20 protein-coding genes are annotated in these 18,613 nt (G+C 61.9%); all 20 read right to left on the bottom strand.

Annotated features, from left to right (window positions below; all coding sequences use genetic code 11):
* Nucleotides 1-2: 2 nt before the first annotated feature.
* Entirely contained in the window at nt 3-395 is a 393-nt protein-coding gene (locus DNK59_RS28470; protein WP_016965424.1) for a DUF2802 domain-containing protein, read from the bottom strand.
* Nucleotides 396-878, bottom strand: coding sequence for a chemotaxis protein CheW (locus tag DNK59_RS28465; RefSeq protein ID WP_011060011.1), 483 nt, complete (start codon nt 876-878; stop codon nt 396-398).
* A 79-nt stretch (nt 879-957) separates the two neighbouring features.
* Entirely contained in the window at nt 958-1,860 is a 903-nt protein-coding gene (locus DNK59_RS28460) for a CheW domain-containing protein (protein ID WP_110725339.1), read from the bottom strand.
* 84 nt (nt 1,861-1,944) lie between these two features.
* Entirely contained in the window at nt 1,945-2,733 is a 789-nt protein-coding gene (locus DNK59_RS28455; RefSeq protein WP_092320540.1) for a ParA family protein, read from the bottom strand.
* 50 nt (nt 2,734-2,783) lie between these two features.
* Nucleotides 2,784-3,668 (bottom strand): flagellar motor protein MotD, encoded by an 885-nt coding sequence (gene motD / locus DNK59_RS28450; RefSeq protein ID WP_110725338.1) that lies wholly within the window; start codon nt 3,666-3,668, stop codon nt 2,784-2,786.
* 2 nt (nt 3,669-3,670) lie between these two features.
* Nucleotides 3,671-4,411 (bottom strand): flagellar motor protein, encoded by a 741-nt coding sequence (locus tag DNK59_RS28445; protein WP_016963185.1) that lies wholly within the window; start codon nt 4,409-4,411, stop codon nt 3,671-3,673.
* Entirely contained in the window at nt 4,411-5,535 is a 1,125-nt protein-coding gene (locus tag DNK59_RS28440) for a chemotaxis response regulator protein-glutamate methylesterase (RefSeq protein WP_110725337.1), read from the bottom strand. The genes DNK59_RS28445 and DNK59_RS28440 overlap by 1 nt, the downstream gene beginning before the upstream one ends.
* 47 nt (nt 5,536-5,582) lie before the next feature.
* Nucleotides 5,583-7,859 (bottom strand): chemotaxis protein CheA, encoded by a 2,277-nt coding sequence (locus DNK59_RS28435; protein WP_110725336.1) that lies wholly within the window; start codon nt 7,857-7,859, stop codon nt 5,583-5,585.
* A gap of 12 nt (nt 7,860-7,871) precedes the next feature.
* Nucleotides 7,872-8,660: a protein phosphatase CheZ gene (locus tag DNK59_RS28430; RefSeq protein WP_110725335.1), complete on the bottom strand. Its 789-nt coding sequence runs from the start codon at nt 8,658-8,660 to the stop codon at nt 7,872-7,874.
* A 30-nt stretch (nt 8,661-8,690) separates the two neighbouring features.
* A complete protein-coding gene (locus DNK59_RS28425; RefSeq protein WP_003183998.1) occupies nt 8,691-9,062 on the bottom strand; it encodes a chemotaxis response regulator CheY in 372 nt (123 codons plus the stop codon).
* Nucleotides 9,063-9,227: 165 nt separating this feature from the next.
* Nucleotides 9,228-9,968: an RNA polymerase sigma factor FliA gene (gene fliA, locus DNK59_RS28420; protein WP_011060003.1), complete on the bottom strand. Its 741-nt coding sequence runs from the start codon at nt 9,966-9,968 to the stop codon at nt 9,228-9,230.
* Entirely contained in the window at nt 9,965-10,795 is an 831-nt protein-coding gene (fleN, locus tag DNK59_RS28415) for a flagellar synthesis regulator FleN (RefSeq protein ID WP_016963180.1), read from the bottom strand. Before fleN ends, fliA begins: the two co-directional genes overlap by 4 nt.
* Nucleotides 10,796-10,913: 118 nt before the next feature.
* Nucleotides 10,914-12,236, bottom strand: coding sequence for a flagellar biosynthesis protein FlhF (gene flhF, locus DNK59_RS28410; protein WP_110725334.1), 1,323 nt, complete (start codon nt 12,234-12,236; stop codon nt 10,914-10,916).
* Nucleotides 12,237-12,247: 11 nt separating this feature from the next.
* Nucleotides 12,248-14,377: a flagellar biosynthesis protein FlhA gene (flhA, locus tag DNK59_RS28405; RefSeq protein ID WP_092320534.1), complete on the bottom strand. Its 2,130-nt coding sequence runs from the start codon at nt 14,375-14,377 to the stop codon at nt 12,248-12,250.
* 290 nt (nt 14,378-14,667) lie between these two features.
* Nucleotides 14,668-15,843 carry a flagellar biosynthesis protein FlhB gene (gene flhB, locus DNK59_RS28400; RefSeq protein ID WP_110725333.1) on the bottom strand — a complete coding sequence of 392 codons (1,176 nt, stop codon included), beginning with the start codon at nt 15,841-15,843 and terminating at the stop codon, nt 14,668-14,670.
* Between the two features lie 3 nt (nt 15,844-15,846).
* Nucleotides 15,847-16,629, bottom strand: coding sequence for a flagellar biosynthetic protein FliR (fliR, locus tag DNK59_RS28395; RefSeq protein ID WP_110725332.1), 783 nt, complete (start codon nt 16,627-16,629; stop codon nt 15,847-15,849).
* A gap of 4 nt (nt 16,630-16,633) precedes the next feature.
* Nucleotides 16,634-16,903, bottom strand: a complete 270-nt coding sequence (gene fliQ / locus DNK59_RS28390; RefSeq protein ID WP_011059988.1) for a flagellar biosynthesis protein FliQ — start codon at nt 16,901-16,903, stop codon at nt 16,634-16,636.
* A gap of 24 nt (nt 16,904-16,927) precedes the next feature.
* Nucleotides 16,928-17,677: a flagellar type III secretion system pore protein FliP gene (fliP, locus tag DNK59_RS28385; RefSeq protein WP_092320531.1), complete on the bottom strand. Its 750-nt coding sequence runs from the start codon at nt 17,675-17,677 to the stop codon at nt 16,928-16,930.
* Nucleotides 17,677-18,114: a flagellar biosynthetic protein FliO gene (fliO, locus tag DNK59_RS28380; RefSeq protein ID WP_092320530.1), complete on the bottom strand. Its 438-nt coding sequence runs from the start codon at nt 18,112-18,114 to the stop codon at nt 17,677-17,679. Before fliO ends, fliP begins: the two co-directional genes overlap by 1 nt.
* The gene (gene fliN, locus DNK59_RS28375; RefSeq protein ID WP_092320608.1) at nt 18,115-18,576 is read right to left on the bottom strand and encodes a flagellar motor switch protein FliN; all 462 of its coding nucleotides are present in this window, start codon (nt 18,574-18,576) and stop codon (nt 18,115-18,117) included.
* Between the last annotated feature and the right edge of the window lie 37 nt (nt 18,577-18,613).

Raw genomic sequence — 18,613 nt, 5'->3', positions numbered from 1 at the left:
CTTCAACCTTTGTGCAGCTTGCTGACCAGTTCCGCCTCGGCCTGGGTCAGGCCGCAGGACTGGGTCAGTTCGTCGACGCTGGCGCCCATGCCCACCAGGCGCGCGGCCTGGGCGAAGGACAGGCTGGAGGGGTCACGCTGCTCCAGCTGGGCCAGTTTGTCCGGCAACGGCGCCACCACCGCCCGCAGTTCATGCAGATCCTCGCCCATGCGCACCGTACCGTTCTGGTAATGGTCGACACGCTTGGCCAGCTCCTTGATCCGCTGATCGCGCACGGCATCGCCTTCGGCTTGCTGGGCGGCGATCTGCCGCTGATTGCGGGTGTACGACAGAAACAGCGCCACAGTGGCGACCCAGAGGATCGCCAGGACAATCACCGCTACCTCGAGGATCAATCAGATACTCTCCAGTTCCGACCATTCCTCTTCGCTCATCATCTTGTCCAGCTCGACCAGAATCAGCAGTTCGCCGTTCTTGTTGCAGACACCCTGAATGAACTTGGCCGACTCTTCGTTACCGACATTCGGTGCGGTTTCGACTTCCGACTGACGCAGGTAAACCACTTCCGCCACGCTGTCGACCATGATCCCGACCACTTGCTTGTCGGCTTCGATGATGACGATCCGGGTGTTGTCATTGACTTCGGTAGGCACCAGGCCGAAACGCTGGCGGGTATCGATTACCGTGACCACGTTGCCGCGCAGGTTGATGATCCCCAGCACGTAGCTCGGGGCACCCGGGACCGGAGCGATCTCGGTGTAGCGCAGCACTTCCTGGACGCGCATCACGTTGATGCCGTAGGACTCGTTATCCAGCTTGAAGGTGACCCATTGCAGGATCGGATCTTCGGAACCCTGTGCAGACGACGACTTATTCATACCCTGACCCCTCAAAAAACCGTTGAAAACGGCGTGTGTTCTGTGTGGCTGCGCCCAATGGACGCCGCCTGTGTTTGCTTCACTTCGGCTTGTGCGCCGCTTGACTGATAGCCAGCTGCTTGGCACCACCGGTGGCGATCAACTCCGCCAGTTCGGCCACGTCGAGCAAGGCGCACATGTGTTCGATCACGGTGCCGGCGAGCCACGGGCGTTGGCCACGATGACTGCGCCACTTGATTTCATTGGGGTCCAGGCGCAACGAACGACTGACCTGATGCACCGCCAACCCCCACTCATAGCCCTGGACCGAGATCACGTACTGCAGGCCCTGGCGGAAATCATCGCGGTAACGATCCGGCATGACCCAACGAGCGGTATCCAGCACTTTCAGGTTGCCGGCCTGGCTCGGCAGGATACCGAGGAACCACTCCGGCTGACCGAACAGCGGCGTGAGTTCCTGTCCCGCCAGAGAATAGATCGAACCCAGGCACACCAGCGGTACCGCCAGGGTCAGGCCGGCGACATCGAACAACAGGCATTCGAAAGGCTCCGCGGCCCAGCTGGGACGGTCGCTGCCGGTGACCGGCGGGGGGGTATTGCTGGGGGGCAGGGGCACTTCGACCACCGGCGGCACCAGCGCTTGAAGCATCGGCACCACGGGGGAGATCGAGGTCAGCACCGGCGGCGGCGCTTCCAGAACGGCTGGCGCCGGCATCGGCTCCGCCGCCCGGGCGAGAGGAGCCGCCTGCTGCTGAAGCAACGCATCCCGCGCCTGCTCTTCCAGCACTGCTGCCTGGAATTCGTCCAGCACTTCGCTGCCGGCCTCGGACGTGACCAGCAAAGCTGGCGGCGCAACCTCGACGGCAACCGCAACTGCGGGCTCCGGAACCAGTTCTTCTTCGGTGGCATCCTGCAGCAAAGCGTCCAGGTACGACTGCAGCGCCAACTGGGGCCGGCTCTTGATATCCAGAGGACGGTTCATAAGGATACCCACGCGAAAACCCCGACACATTGACCTGTGGAGGTTATCGGCCAGGCCGTCGGGCGACTTGAATAAGCCTTCACGTCAAGCCACCTGCGCCACGAGTTGCTGGGCCAGCAAGTGCTTGAGCAAGGCCTTGTAGGCCAGTACGCCGCGACTCTTGCCATCGAACTGGGAAGGGGTGACCCCTGCCCGGCTGGCGTCCCGCAGGCGGGTATCCACCGGGATATAGCCTTGCCAGATTTCCTCGGGAAACTTGTCCCGCAGGATCCGCAGCGTGCCCAGGGACGCCTGGGTCCGTCGATCGAACAGGGTCGGCACAATGCTGAACGGCAGTGGTTGCTTGCGCGAGCGGTTGACCATGGCCAGGGTGTTGACCATGCGCTCCAGGCCCTTGACCGCCAGGTGTTCGGTCTGCACCGGAATCACCAGCTGCTGGCTGGCCGCCAGGGCGTTGACCATCAACACGCCGAGCAGCGGTGGGCTGTCGATCACTGCGTAGTCGAAATCCTGCCACAGCTGCGCCAGGCTCTTGGCGATCACCAGGCCCAGGCCGCTCTGCCCCGGCGACTGGCGTTCAAGGGTGGCCAGGGCGGTGCTCGACGGCAACAGGGAAATCTGTTCATGGCTGGTGCCCAGCAGCAGTTGGCCCGGCAGGTCCTGGGGCACGTTGCCCTTGTGCAGGAACAGATCGTAGCTGCTGTGCTCCAGGCTGTCCGGGTCGTAGCCAAAGTAGCTGGTCATGGAACCGTGGGGGTCGAGATCGACCACGACCACGCGCTTGCCCGCCTCGGCCAGCAAGCCGGCTAAAGCGATGGAACTGGTGGTTTTACCAACACCACCCTTTTGATTGGCGACTGCCCAGACTCTCATTCGGTTGGTTCCTCCCGCCCGGCCACAGCAGGGCGAGACATAGCGCTAAGTTACAAAGCGGGTGACGGAGAATTGACGGCGCTTCCCTGTACCGGCGTTTTAACCGGGGTTGGTGCAGTTTGTGTGCCAGCACGCTTGAGTGCCGCATCCGGTGTTGCATTGGCGGTGCCGGTACCGGTCAAGCTGCGCCGCACATCGAGATTGCGCGACACCACCAGCACCACCCGCCGATTGCGCGCCCGGCCTTCGGCAGTGGCGTTGTTGGCCACCGGCTGGAACTCGCCATAGCCCACGGAGGCCATCCGTGCCGGATTGACACCCTGCATCGCCAGCATGCGCACGATGCTAGCCGAGCGGGCCGAGGACAACTCCCAGTTGGTCGGGTATTGCGCGGTCTGGATCGGCTGATTGTCGGTGAAGCCCTCGACATGGATCGGGTTGTCGAAGGGTTTGAGGATCTTCGCCACCTTGTCGATGATGGTGAACGCCTGGTCGCTGGGCATGGCGTCGCCACTGCCGAACAACAGGCTGGAGTTGAGTTCGATCTCCACCCACAACTCGTTGCCGCGCACGGTCATCTGGTTCGAACTGATCAGATCGCCAAAGGCCGCGCTGATGTCATCGGCGATGCTCTTGAGCGGATCGCTGCCAGCGGCAATCCCGGCGTCGACCTGCTCGCTGTCCTTGACCAGGGGCTTGGCCGGGGTCACGGTCTTGGGCCGCTCATCACCGATGGGAATCGGTTTGAGGCTGCGATCGGAGTCGGTGAAGACCCCGATCAAGGCTTCGGAAATCACCTTGTACTTGCCCTCGTTGATCGAGGAAATCGAGTACATGACCACAAAAAACGCGAACAGCAAGGTGATGAAGTCGGCGTAGGAAACCAACCAGCGCTCATGGTTGACGTGTTCTTCTTGCTGGCGACGACGGGCCATAATCAGTCCATGAAGCCTTGCAGCTTCAGCTCGATGGAGCGGGGGTTTTCGCCTTCGGCGATCGACAGGATGCCTTCGAGCAGCATTTCCCGGTAACGCGACTGGCGCAGGGCAATGGATTTCAGCTTGGCAGCGATCGGCAACAGCACCAGGTTGGCACTGGCCACACCATAGATGGTGGCGACGAAGGCCACGGCAATGCCGCTACCCAGCTGGGACGGATCGGCCAGGTTGCCCATCACGTGAATCAGCCCCATGACCGCACCGATGATGCCGATGGTCGGCGCATAGCCGCCCATGCTCTCGAAGACCTTGGCGGCCTCGATATCACGGCTTTCCTGAGTGTAGAAATCCACCTCGAGGATGCTGCGGATAGCTTCCGGCTCGGCGCCGTCCACCAGCAGTTGCAGGCCTTTGCGCGAATAGGTGTCCGGTTCGGCATCCGCCACGCCCTCCAGGCCCAGCAGGCCCTCCTTGCGCGCGGTCAGGCTCCAGTTGACCACCCGGTCGATGCCGCCGGGCAGATCGACCCGAGGCGGAAACAGGATCCACACCAGGATCTGCATGGCTCGCTTGAAAGCGCTCAACGGCGACTGCAACAAGGCAGCACCAATGGTGCCGCCGAGCACGATCAGCGCGGCCGGGCCGTTGGCCAGTGCCGACAGGTGACCACCTTCCAGGTAGTTGCCGCCGATGATGGCGACAAACGCCATGATGATCCCGATTAGGCTGAGCACATCCATCAGAGGCAGGCCTCGACCAGATGCCGGCCGATGTCATCCAGGCTGTACACCGCGTCTGCCAGGTTGGCCTTGACGATGGCCATGGGCATGCCATAGATCACGCAGCTGGCTTCATCCTGGGCCCAGACCGCGCTGCCGCCCTGCTTGAGCAGGCGCGCACCTTCACGACCGTCAGCGCCCATGCCGGTGAGTACCACCGCCAGAACTTTGTCGCTGTAGGACTTGGCCGCAGAACCGAAGGTGATGTCCACGCACGGCTTGTAGTTCAGACGCTCGTCGCCGGGAAGAATCTTCACCGCGCCACGACCGTCGATCATCATCTGCTTGCCGCCCGGCGCCAGCAGCGCCAGGCCTGGACGCAGGATGTCGCCATCCTCGGCTTCCTTGACGCTGATGCGGCAGAGCTTGTCCAGACGCTCGGCAAAGGCCTTGGTGAACGCCGCCGGCATGTGCTGGATCAGCACGATAGGGGCCGGGAAGTTGGCCGGCAGCTGGGTCAGGACCCGCTGCAAGGCCACCGGGCCACCGGTGGACGTACCGATCGCCACCAGCTTGTAGGCCTTGCGCTTGGGCGCCGGCGATGCCGGACCTGCAGCCGCTATCGAAGCACGGACCGGAGCCGGTGCTGGCGCCGGGCGTGCGCTGCCGAAGCTCGACGGGGTCGCAGCTGGTGCAGTCGGTGCGGTCGGTTGCGGCGCCGGGGTGCTGTAGCTGCTGAAACGACGATTGCTGCGCGAGATGCTGTGGACTTTCTCGCACAGCAGTTGCTTGACCTTCTCGGGATTGCGCGAGATGTCTTCGAAATTCTTCGGCAGGAAATCCACGGCCCCTGCATCCAGCGCATCGAGGGTCACTCGAGCGCCTTCATGGGTCAGGGAAGAGAACATCAGGACCGGCGTCGGGCAGCGCTGCATGATATGCCGCACTGCGGTGATGCCATCCATCATCGGCATCTCGTAGTCCATGGTGATCACGTCCGGCTTGAGCGCCAGTGCCTGATCGATCGCCTCTTTACCGTTGGTCGCCGTACCGACGACCTGGATACTCGAATCCGCTGAAAGAATTTCCGAGACGCGGCGGCGGAAAAAACCCGAATCGTCCACCACCAGGACTTTGACTGCCATAAACACTCCGTTAGGTGGGGCGAGGCCAACCGCCCCTCCCCGCCGAATCAAATACGCCGTGCGGCGTAACGCTTGAGCATGCTCGGAACATCGAGAATCAGAGCGATGCGGCCGTCACCGGTAATGGTGGCGCCGGACATGCCCGGGGTTCCCTGAAGCATTTTGCCCAAGGGCTTGATGACCACTTCTTCCTGGCCCACCAACTGATCGACGACAAAGCCGATCCGCTGGGTGCCCACCGAAAGGATCACTACGTGGCCTTCACGCTGCTCTTCATGAGCCGCGGAACTGACCAGCCAGCGCTTGAGGTAGAACAGGGGCAATGCCTTGTCACGCACGATCACCACTTCCTGGCCGTCCACCACATTGGTACGGGACAGGTCGAGGTGGAAGATTTCGTTGACGTTGACCAACGGGAAGGCGAACGCCTGGTTGCCCAGCATCACCATCAGGGTCGGCATGATCGCCAGGGTCAACGGCACCTTGATGACGATCTTCGAACCCTGGCCCTTGGTCGAATAGATATTGATCGAGCCATTGAGCTGGGAAATCTTGGTCTTCACCACGTCCATGCCCACACCACGGCCGGAGACGTCGGAGATCTCGGTCTTGGTGGAGAAGCCCGGGGCGAAGATCAGGTTGTAGCACTCGGTATCGCTCAGGCGGTCGGCGGCGTCCTTGTCCATCACGCCGCGCTTGACGGCGATGGCGCGCAGAACGTTGGGGTCCATGCCCTTGCCGTCGTCGGAAATCGACAGGAGGATGTGGTCACCTTCCTGCTCCGCCGCCAGCACAACCTTGCCGCCACGGGCCTTGCCCGAGGCTTCGCGCTCTTCCGGCGATTCGATGCCGTGGTCCACCGCGTTGCGCACCAAGTGCACCAGCGGGTCGGCCAGGGCCTCTACCAGGTTCTTGTCGAGGTCGGTTTCCTCCCCCACCAGTTCCAGGTTGATCTCTTTCTTGAGCTGCCGGGCCAGGTCGCGAACCAGACGCGGGAAGCGCCCGAACACCTTCTTGATCGGCTGCATGCGGGTCTTCATCACCGCGGTCTGCAGGTCGGCGGTCACCACGTCCAGGTTCGACACCGCCTTGGACATGGCTTCGTCGCCGCTGTTCAGGCCCAGGCGCACCAGACGGTTACGCACCAGCACCAGCTCGCCCACCATGTTCATGATTTCGTCCAGGCGCGCGGTATCGACCCGCACCGTGGTTTCCGCTTCGCTGGCAGGCTTTTCCGCTGGCGGCGCCGCTGCGGCGCGGGCCGGTGCCGGCGCTGCAGCCGCTGCCGGTTTTGGCGCCTCGGCCTTGGCTTCGGGCTTCTTCGCCACGGGTTTGGCGACGGCGGCGCTGGTTGCCGCAGCCGGTGCCGCGGCAACTGCCGCTGCAGGTTTGGCCGCACCCGGAGTTTCAGAGAACTTGCCCTTGCCGTGCAGCTCATCCAGCAGGGATTCGAATTCGTGATCGGTGATCAGGTCGCTACCGGCCGCCGCAGCGCTTGGCGCCGGCGCGGCAGGCACCGCGGCCACCGCGGACTCCAGTGCGTCCACGGCAAAGTTGCCCTTGCCATGCAACTGGTCCAGCAGGGCTTCAAATTCGTCATCGGTGATTTCGTCGCCAGCCGCGGCAGCGCCAGCGGCAGCAGGCGCTGCGGGAGCTACGGCATCGGGAGCGAACTGCCCCTTGCCATGCAACTGATCCAGCAGGGACTCGAACTCGGCATCGGTGATTTCGTCGCTGGCGGGCTCGCCCTCGGCCACCGGCGCGGCAGCAGGTGCGGCCTCGGCGTCGGCCTTGGCGGCATTCAGCGAGTCGAGCAAGAGTTCGAATTCGTTATCAGTGATATCCCCTGACGGGGCCTCGGCCTCGACCTCGGGCTCAGGCTCGACAGCGGCTTCGGCCACTTCCTCGACCACCGGCGCTGCGGGTTCGGCCCCGGCAGGCTCGGCCAGCCGCGCCAACGCGGCCAGCAGTTCCGGTGTCGCCGCAGTGATTTCGGTGCGCTCACGGACCTGGCTGAACATGCCGTTCACCGCGTCCAGCGCCTCAAGCACCACGTCCATCAGTTCCGAATCAACCCGTCGCTCACCCTTGCGCAGGATGTCGAAGACGTTCTCGGCAATGTGACAGCACTCCACCAGCTCATTGAGCTGGAGGAAGCCGGCGCCCCCTTTAACAGTGTGAAAACCGCGAAAAATTGCATTGAGCAGGTCCGCATCATCCGGTCGGCTTTCCAGCTCGACCAGTTGTTCGGACAGTTGCTCTAGAATCTCGCCGGCCTCAACCAGGAAATCCTGAAGGATCTCTTCATCGGCGCCGAAGCTCATTAATGGGTGCTCCTAGAATCCAAGGCTGGAAAGCAAATCGTCTACATCGTCCTGACCGGACATAACGTCTTCACGTTTATCGGCATGAATCTGCGGACCTTCACCCTTGGCGAGATGTTTTTGCGGATCTTTTTCCGCGAGGATCGATTCACGGTCATGTTCGATACCGGCGAAGCGATCGACCTGGCTGGCCATCAAGACAAGTTTGAGCAGATTGCTTTCGACTTCCGTGACCAACTGGGTCACACGCTTGATCACCTGACCGGTCAGGTCCTGGTAATCCTGCGCCAGCAGAATGTCGTTGAGATGGCCCGAAACGGTACGGGTTTCCTGTTCGCTGCGCGTCAGGAAACTGTCGACCCGGCGTGCCAGTTCGCGAAACTCTTCAGCACCGACCTCGCGCCGCATGAAGCGCCCCCAATCTGCGCTCAAGACCTGGGCTTCAGTGCTCAGGCCATTGACCAGCGGGGTGCTGCTCTCTACCAGGTCCATGGTGCGGTTGGCGGCGGCTTCCGTGAGCCGGACCACATAGGACAGGCGCTCAGTGGCATCCGTGATCTGTGAAACTTCCTCGGCTTGCGGCATGTGCGGGTCAATCTGGAAATTGACGATCGCGCTATGCAGCTCGCGGGTGAGCTTGCCCACTTCCTGATACAGGCCGCGGTCACGGGTCTGATTGAGCTCATGGATCAATTGCACAGCGTCGCCGAACTTGCCCTTTTCCAGGCTCTCGACCAGTTCCAGTGCATGTTTTTTCAGGGTCGACTCAAAGTCGCCCAGTGAAGATTCGTTATGCTCCATAGCTCCCCCGTGGCGGAATGGCTACGTACATCAACCGATGCGTTCGAAGATCTTTTCGATCTTCTCTTTCAACGCCTGAGCCGTGAATGGTTTGACTACATAGCCGTTTACGCCGGCCTGGGCGGCTTCGATGATCTGCTCGCGCTTGGCTTCCGCAGTCACCATCAACACCGGCAGGTGCTTGAGCTTTTCATCGGCACGCACGTGGCGCAGCAGGTCGATACCGGTCATGCCCGGCATGTTCCAGTCCGTTACCAGAAAGTCGATGCTCCCGCTGTTGAGTACCGGAATGGCAGTAGTGCCATCGTCGGCCTCGACCGTGTTGGTGAAACCCAGATCACGCAACAGGTTTTTTATGATCCGCCGCATCGTTGAAAAGTCATCAACGATGAGGATTTTCATGTTCTTGTCCAATTCGACCTCCAAGCAGTCTTAAACGCATCCAGCACCTGAACGCGCCATTCAATCAATTCGGCATAACACACAACGACTGCATGGAGCACACACCGCAAGACCGGCGCAGCGCTTGCCTAACCGGTCCCGATCGCAGTGTCCCCACACTGCCTGTCAGCGCGCTCGCCACTCCCCCAAACGCCCCCGTAAACGGGCCGCGCACTGGCTGTGTAACTGGCTGACCCGCGATTCGCTGACCCCCAGGACCTCACCGATTTCCTTGAGATTCAGCTCTTCGTCGTAGTACAGCGCCAACACCAGTCGCTCGCGCTCCGGCAAATTGGCAATCGCATCCGCCAAGGCGGCCTGGAAGCGTTCATCCTCCAGGTCCCGTGACGGCTCGAGATGAGCACTGGCGCCATCCTCATGCAGCCCTTCATGTTCGCCGTCCTGCAACAGGTCGTCGAAACTGAACAGGCGGCTGCCCAAGGTGTCGTTCAAAATCCCGTAATAATCGTCGAGACTCAATTGAAGTTCGGCCGCAACTTCATGATCTTTAGCGTCACGACCGGTTTTAGCTTCAATTGCACGAATGGCATCACTGACCATGCGTGTATTACGGTGCACCGAACGCGGTGCCCAGTCGCCTTTGCGAACCTCGTCGAGCATCGCCCCGCGGATACGGATACCCGCGTAGGTTTCGAAACTCGCCCCCTTGCTCGCGTCGTACTTGGTCGACACTTCGAGCAAACCGATCATCCCGGCCTGAATCAGGTCTTCCACCTGAACACTGGCCGGCAACCGCGCCAGCAGGTGATAGGCAATGCGCTTGACCAGAGGCGCGTAGCGCTCGATCAATTCGTATTGGCTGTCACGCGCCGACTTCTTGTAGAGGTTGTAGCCGCTGGCAGTCATAGCACCGGTCCCGCTGTTTGATGCACCAGGCGCTCGACAAAAAACTCCAGATGCCCGCGTGGGTTCGCCGGCAACGGCCAGGTATCGACTTTTTGCGCGATGGCCTTGAACGCCAATGCACATTTCGAACGAGGAAAGGCTTCATAGACCGCACGCTGCTTTTGCACGGCCTTGCGCACGCTTTCGTCGTAGGGAACTGCGCCGACGTATTGTAAGGCCACGTCCAGAAAGCGATCCGTGACCTTGGTCAATTTTGCAAACAGGTTGCGCCCTTCCTGAGGGCTTTGGGCCATGTTGGCCAGGACCCGGAAACGGTTCATGCCGTAGTCGCGGTTGAGCAACTTGATCAGCGCATAGGCATCGGTGATCGAAGTCGGTTCGTCGCAGACCACCAGCAACACTTCCTGGGCCGCGCGGACGAAACTGACTACCGAGTCACCAATACCCGCAGCGGTGTCGATCACCAGCACATCGAGGTTGTCGCCGATGTCGCTGAAGGCCTGGATCAGGCCGGCGTGCTGGGCCGGACTCAGGTGCACCATGCTCTGGGTGCCGGAGGCGGCCGGGACGATACGGATACCGCCAGGCCCCTGGAGCAGCACATCACGCAGCTCACAGCGCCCTTCGATGACATCCGCCAGGGTGCGCTTGGGTGTCAGGCCCAGCAGAACATCGACGTTGGCCAGTCCCAAGTCGGCATCCAGCAGCAAGACCCGCCGGCCGAGCTCAGCCAGAGCCAGGGACAAGTTCACTGACACATTAGTCTTGCCGACGCCACCCTTGCCGCCGGTCACCGCAATCACCTGTACGGGATGCATGCTGCCCATGTTCTTTCTTTACCTTGTCTTACTTAGACGGGGCCACATAACTGGCTGCGCGTTCACCGTTGGAACAATGCATGGCAGACCATCGATGTAGATACACTGCAATCTTTTCATGTCTAACTCAGCCGACCCGCTTGGCCGGACTGTGGTAGAGATCAGCGAACATGTCGGCCATGGCTTCTTCGCTGGGCTCCTCTTGCATCTGCACGCTCACTGCACGGCTCACCAGCTGATGCCGGCGAGGCAGATGCAGGTCGTCAGGAATCCGCGGCCCATCGGTCAGATAGGCGACCGGCAATTCATGACTGATGGCCAGGCTCAAGACCTCGCCAAGGCTGGCTGTCTCATCCAGCTTGGTCAGAATGCAGCCGGCCAGGCCACAGCGCTTGTAGCTGTGGTAGGCGGCGGTCAGCACCTGCTTCTGGCTGGTGGTCGCCAGCACCAGATAGTTCTTAGCCCGGATTCCACGACCGGCCAGGCTTTCCAGTTGCATGCGCAATGCCGGATCGCTGGCCTGCAGGCCGGCGGTGTCGATCAACACTACGCGCTTGCGCAACAGTGGATCCAGAGCCTGAGCCAGTGACTGCCCAGGATCGACATGGGTCACCGAGACATTGAGGATACGCCCCAACGTCTTGAGCTGTTCCTGGGCACCGATACGGAAGCTGTCCATGCTGACCAGGGCAATGTTCTGTGCGCCGTACTTGAGTACGTAGCGCGCCGCCAGCTTGGCCAGGGTGGTGGTCTTGCCCATGCCGGCGGGGCCGACCATGGCGATCACGCCACCTTCTTCCAGAGGCTCGACTTCCGGCGTCAGGATCATCCGCGCCAGGTGCGCCAGCAGCATGCGCCAGGCCTGGCGGGGCTCGTCGATATCCGTGATCAGTGCCAGCAGATCACGGGCCAGCGGACCGGACAGGCCGATGCGCTGCAGACGGCGCCAGAGGTTGGCCTGCTCAGGACGACTGCCCTGCAATTGACTCCAAGCCAGGGAACCGAGCTGCACTTCCAGCAGCTCGCGCAGGCCGTTGAGCTCGAAACGCATCGAGTCCAGCGCACGGGAATCAGCAATCGGCGCGGCTGGCGCCGGAGCCGGGCGTGGACGCTCGGTCAGGGTCGGCTCGATCAGGGGTTCGGCAGCGGTGAGCGGCAGGCCGGCGAACAGCTGGCGATTGGTGATCGAGGCAGTGTCGCCCTCGCCCCGCAGGCTCAATTCGGCCTGAGCAGTGACGATCCGCGACTGAGTCTTGCGCAACTCGTCCTCAAGCTCCATGTTCGGAACCCGCGGCGACAGGGCCGACAACTTGTAATCCAGCGCAGCCGTCAGCTCGACCCCACCGGCAATCCGCCGGTTGCCGATGATGGCAGCTTCAGCGCCCAACTCATCACGAACCAGTTTCATGGCCTGACGCATATCGGCGGCGAAAAAACGCTTAACTTGCATAACCCACTACCTCAGCCGTTGGGCCCTACTGTCGCAACGATGGTCACTTGCTTGTTGTCGGGAATTTCCTGGTACGCCAGCACATGCAAACCTGGAACGGCGAGACGCCCGAACCGCGAAAGCATGGCGCGGACCGGACCCGCTACCAACAGAATCACCGGTTGACCTTGCATCTCTTGACGCTGCGCCGCCTCGATTAGCGAACGTTGCAGCTTCTCAGCCATGCTTGGCTCCAGCAGAACGCCTTCTTCCTGGCCTTGTCCTGCCTTCTGCAAACTGCTGAGCAAAATTTGTTCCAACCTTGGCTCCAAGGTGATCACAGGCAGCTCAGACTCAGTGCCTACAATGCTTTGGACGATTGCGCGGGACAGTCCGACACGAACCGCCGCGACCAAAGCGGCAGTATCTTGACTCTTGGCGGCATTGTTGGCGATGGCCTCGGCAATGCTGCGAATGTCCCGCACCGGCACCTGTTCGGCCAGCAGCGCCTGCAGCACCTTGAGCAACTGCGACAACGACAGCACCCCCGGCACCAGCTCCTCCGCCAGCTTTGGCGAGCCCTTGGCCAGCACCTGGAGCAATTGCTGGACCTCTTCGTGGCCGATCAGTTCACTGGAGTGCTTGTACAGAATCTGGTTCAAGTGAGTGGCGACCACGGTACTGGCGTCGACCACGGTATAGCCCAGGGACTGCGCCTGGGGCCGCTGACTGATCTCGATCCACACCGCCTCCAGGCCGAACGCCGGGTCCCGGGCCGAAATGCCATTGAGGGTGCCGTAGACCTGCCCCGGGTTGATCGCCAGCTCGCGATCCGGGTAGATCTCGGCCTCGGCCAGGATTACCCCCATCAGCGTCAGGCGATAGGCACTAGGGGCCAGATCGAGGTTGTCGCGGATATGCACGGTAGGCATGAGGAAGCCCAGGTCCTGGGACAGCTTCTTGCGCACCCCCTTGATCCGCGCCAACAGCTGTCCACCCTGGTTGCGATCCACCAGGGGAATCAGGCGATAACCCACTTCCAGGCCGATCATGTCGATCGGAGTGACGTCGTCCCAGCCCAGCTCCTTGGTTTCCATGGCCCGGGCCGGAGACGGCAGCAGGTCCTGCTGACGCTGGATCTCTTCCTGCGCCTTGACCTTGACCTGATTCTGCTTTCTCCAGACCAGGTACGCCGCGCCACCGGCCACGGCCGCCAGGCTCAGGAAGGAGAAGTGTGGCATGCCCGGCACCAGCCCCATCACCGCCATCAGGCCCGCAGCCACCGCCAGCGCCTTGGGCGAAGCGAACATCTGCCGATTGATCTGCTTGCCCATCTCTTCGGAACCCGAAGCCCGGGTGACCATGATGGCCGCCGCGGTGGACAGCAACAGCGATGGCAACTGCGCCACCAAACCGTCACCGATGGTCAGCAAGGCATAGACCTTGCCGGCATCGGCAAAGCTCATGTTGTGCTGGAAGATACCGACCGCCATACCGCCGATCAGGTTGATGAAGAGGATCAGCAGACCGGCGATGGCGTCACCGCGGACAAACTTGCTGGCACCGTCCATGGAGCCGTAGAACTCGGCCTCCTGGGCCACCTCCAGACGGCGCAGCTTGGCCTGGTTCTGGTCGATCAGGCCGGCGTTGAGGTCGGCGTCGATGGCCATCTGCTTACCGGGCATGGCATCCAGGGTGAAGCGTGCGCTCACCTCGGAGATCCGCCCGGCACCCTTGGTCACGACCACGAAGTTGATGATCATGAGGATCGCGAAAACCACGATACCGACCACGTAGTTACCGCCGATCACCACCTCACCGAAAGCCTGGATCACCTTGCCGGCGGCGGCATGGCCCTCCTGGCCGTGGAGCATCACCACCCGGGTCGAGGCCACGTTGAGCGCCAGTCGCAACAGCGTGGCCACCAGCAGGATGGTGGGGAACACGGCGAAATCCAGCGGCCGCAGGGCATACACGCAGACCAGCAGGACCACGATCGACAGGGCGATGTTGAAGGTGAAGAACACGTCCAGCAGGAACGCCGGCACCGGCAGCATCATCATGGCCAGCATGACCAACAGCAGCACCGGTACACCCAGGTTGCCTCGACCGAGGTCAGCCAGGTTACTGCGAGCCGTGCTGATTAACTGAGAGCGATCCACCGATTTACCCCGTTCCGTAAAGCAAACTTTTGACGCCTGAAGCGGCACGAGGCTGCTACTGCAAGAAGCCTTCCAACTTTGTCGCAGCAGTGCAATCGCGCCCCGAACCTCAAGCAGCCCGGACATCGAAGGACAGGAACGCGAGGCCGCCCTGATCGGCAAAAGGGATGACGCCAGCTCGGCTACAGGTGCCAGGGTTACAGGGTTACAGGGCCAGATAATGGCAATTAGCCATTTTTCTGACTAAAGCTGGGCCTGTTAGCCGGTAAGCCTGCGCCTGGATGCCTGACCTAGAGAGGCTCGACGGGGCCGCCGGGGGACTGCTTGCCGGACGTGTCACGCCGCAAGTCCGGCGGAATCGGCAGGTCTTTGAGCGGATCGGGGCGCTTGCCCTTGCCCGCGCGATGCTGGCGGATCTGGTAGACGTAGGCCAGGACCTGAGCCACCGCCAGATACAGGCCCGCAGGGATCTCTTCCTCAAGCTCGGTGGAGTAGTAGATCGAACGCGCCAGGGCCGGGGATTCCAGCAGCATCACTTCGTGAGCCACGGCAATCTCGCGGATCTTCAAGGCCAGGAAATCGCTGCCCTTGGCCAGCAGCACCGGCGCCCCGCCCTTCTCGGCGTCGTACTTGAGAGCCACGGCGTAGTGGGTCGGGTTGGTGATGACCACGTCGGCTTCGGGAATCGCCGCCATCATCCGCCGCTGGGACATCTCGCGCTGAGTCTGGCGAATCCGCTGCTTGACCTCGGGCCGCCCCTCCTGGTCCTTGTGCTCGTCACGCACTTCCTGCTTGGTCATCAACAGCTTCTTGTGGGCCTGATAGATCTGCACCGGCACATCCACCGCCGCGATCAGGATCAGCCCGCATGCCATCCACAAGGTGCTCCAGCCCACCACCTGGACACTGTGGATAATCGCCAGCTCAAGGGGTTCGTGAGCGATCCGCAGCAGGTCGTCAATGTCCGATGACAACACCGAAAGCGCCACGAACAGCACCAGACCGAACTTGGCCAGGGCCTTGAGCAGCTCAATCAGCGCCGTAGGAGAAAACATCCGTTTCAGGCCGTTGGCCGGGTTCATCCGACTGAACTTGGGCGCCAGGCTCTTGCCGGCGAACAGCCAGCCCCCCAGGGAAATCGGGCCGATGATGGCCGCCAGCAGCAAGGTCAGCAGCACCGGCTGCACCGCCAGGATGGCAATCTTGCCCGAGTGCAGCAGGTACAGCCCCATACTCCCGGGGCTGAGCAGCACCTCCCGGGGCAAGGAGAAATTCAAGCGCATGATTTCCAGCAGGTCCTGAGCCAGACCACCGCCGTACACCAGCAGACCGCCCGCCCCCGCCAGCATGATCGCCAGGGTGTTGAGCTCCTTGGAACGGGCGATCTCGCCCTTTTCCCGAGAGTCCTTCTTGCGCTTCTCCGTGGGGTCTTCTGTCTTGTCCTGACCGCTTTCGCTCTCGGCCATGGCTCAGCGCGCCTTTGCCAGTTCGCGTAAAAACTGCAGGGCCTCGGAGGCCAGCGGCTGATACTGATTGAGAATGTCGGCCAGGCTGATCCAGACAATGCCCATGCCCAGCACCAGGGTCAGCGGGAAGCCGATGGAGAAGATATTCAACTGCGGCGCCGCCCGGGTCATGACGCCAAAGGCGATATTCACCACCAGCAGGGCCGTGATCGCTGGCAATACCAACAACATCGCCGCCCCCAGCACCCAGCCGAGCTTGCCCGCCAGTTCCCAGTAGTGATTGACCATCAGGCCGCCACCGACAGGCAGCGTGGTAAAGCTCTCGGTCAGCACCTCGAACACCACCAGATGGCCGTTCATGGCCAGAAACAGCAGGCTCACCAGCATGGTGAAGAACTGCCCGATCACCGCCACCGACACGCCGTTGGTGGGGTCGACCATGGAGGCGAAGCCCATGCCCATCTGGATCGCCACGATCTGCCCGGCCACCACGAAGGAGTGGAAGAACAACTGCAGCGAGAAACCCAGCACCGCGCCGATCAGGATCTGCTCGGCAATCAGCAGCAGGCCGCTCAGGTCCAGGGCATGCACCTCGGGCATGGGCGGCAGGCCCGGGGCAATGACCACGGTAATCGCCAGGGCGAAGTACAGACGCACGCGACGCGGCACCAGGGTAGTACCGAAGATCGGCATCACCATCAGCAGCGCAGTGACCCGGAACAGCGGCAGCATGAAGCTCGCCACCCAGGTACTGATCTGGGTGTCGGTCAACGCCAGCAGGGACATCGGCTCAGCCGATCAGTTGAGGAATACTGCCGTACAACTGACGGATGTATTCCATGAAGGTTTGCACCAGCCAAGGGCCGGCGACGATCAGGGTCACCAGCATCACCAGCAGGCGCGGCAGAAAGCTCAGGGTCTGCTCGTTGATCTGGGTGGCCGCCTGGAACATGGCCACCATCAAGCCCACCAACAGGCTGGGCACCACCAGCACCGCCACCATCATGGTGGTCAGCCAGAGCGCTTCGCGAAACAGGTCTACCGCGACTTCTGGAGTCATTGTCGAGCACCCGCTAACAAGGTTTTAGACACCGCCGAAACTGCCCGCCAAGGTGCCGATGATCAACGCCCAGCCGTCCACCAGGACGAACAGCATGATCTTGAACGGCAGGGAAATGATCAGCGGCGAGAGCATCATCATGCCCATCGCCATCAGCACACTGGCCACCACCAGGTCGATGATCAGGAACGGGATGAAGATCATGAAGCCGATCTGGAACGCGGTCTTGAGCTCGGAGGTGACGAAGGCCGGCACCAGGATGGTCAACGGCGCCTGGTCGGGACTGGCGATATCAGTACGCTTGGACAGGCGCATGAACAGCTCCAGATCACTGCTGCGGGTCTGCGCCAGCATGAAGTCCTTGATCGGCACCTGTGCCTTGGCCACCGCATCCTGGGCGCTGAGTTTTTCCGCCAGGTAAGGCTGCAAGGCATCCTGGTTCACCCGATCGAATACCGGCGCCATGATGAACATGGTGAGAAACAGCGCCATGCCGGTGAGGATCTGGTTCGACGGGGTCTGCTGCAGGCCCAGGGCCTGACGCAGGATCGAGAAGACGATGATGATCCGGGTGAAGCTGGTCATCAGCATGACGAACGCGGGGATGAAGCTCAGCGCGGTCATGATCAGCAGGATCTGCAGGCTGACCGAGTATTCCTGCTGACCGCTGGCATTGGTGCCCAGGGTGATCGCCGGGATCGACAACGGGTCGGCAGCCAGCGCCAGCGGCGCCGCCAACATCAGTGCCAACGTCAAGATGATGCGCAACGGCATTACTTCTTATCCTTCTGATCCTTGCCCAACAGCTCCATCAGGCGCTGGGCGAACTCGGGCGTCGCCTGCTCGGCACTGGGCACCTGCACCGGCTCTTTGAGTACATGCAGTGGGGTGATGGTGCCCGGGGTCAGGCCCAGCAGGATCTGCTCATTGCCCACCTGCACCAGCACCAGGCGATCCCGCGGCCCCAGGGCCCGGGAACCGATCAGCTCGATCACCTGGCCCTTGCCCGCAGGGCCGGCCTGCTGCACCCGGCGCAACAGCCAGGCGAGAAAGAAGATCAAACCGATCACCAGCAGCAGGCCCAGCACCAGCTGGGTCAACTGGCCACTGACGCTGCCTGCCGCGGGCGCCGCAGCCGCGGCACTCGCCACCGGCTCCGCAGCCAGGGCGCTCAGAGGCAAACCGAGCACAACGCCAAGCAGCCTGTTCACTTAGCGCAGCTTCTTGATGCGTTCGCTGGGGCTGATCACGTCGGTCAGGCGGATGCCGAACTTTTCGTTGACCACCACCACCTCGCCGTGAGCGATCAGGGTGCCGTTGACCAGCACGTCCAGCGGTTCGCCGGCCAGGCGGTCAAGCTCGATCACCGAACCCTGATTGAGCTGCAACAGGTTGCGGATGTTGATATCGGTGCTGCCCACTTCCATGGAGATCGACACCGGAATGTCGAGAATCACATCCAGGTTAGGGCCGTCCAGACTGACCGGCTCGTGACTCTTGGGCACGCTGCCAAACTCTTCCATCTGCATACGCCCGGAACTTGACGCAGTCCCCGCATCCGCCGCCAGCAGAGCATCGATATCCGCTTGACCGGCATCACCGGTTTCTTCCAGCGCAGCAGCCCATTCGTCGGCCAGTGCCTGGTCGTCCTGGGAGTTAATTTCGTCAGCCATCATGGGTCCTCGACGGGCAAAAATTCATTGAACAGCA

It is taken from the genome of Pseudomonas sp. TKO26 (genome assembly GCF_003225665.1).
GTDB classification, from domain to species: domain Bacteria; phylum Pseudomonadota; class Gammaproteobacteria; order Pseudomonadales; family Pseudomonadaceae; genus Aquipseudomonas; species Aquipseudomonas saponiphila.
The sequence above is the reverse complement of the archived record's forward strand: the minus strand, read 5'-3'. Positions and strand labels throughout refer to the sequence as shown.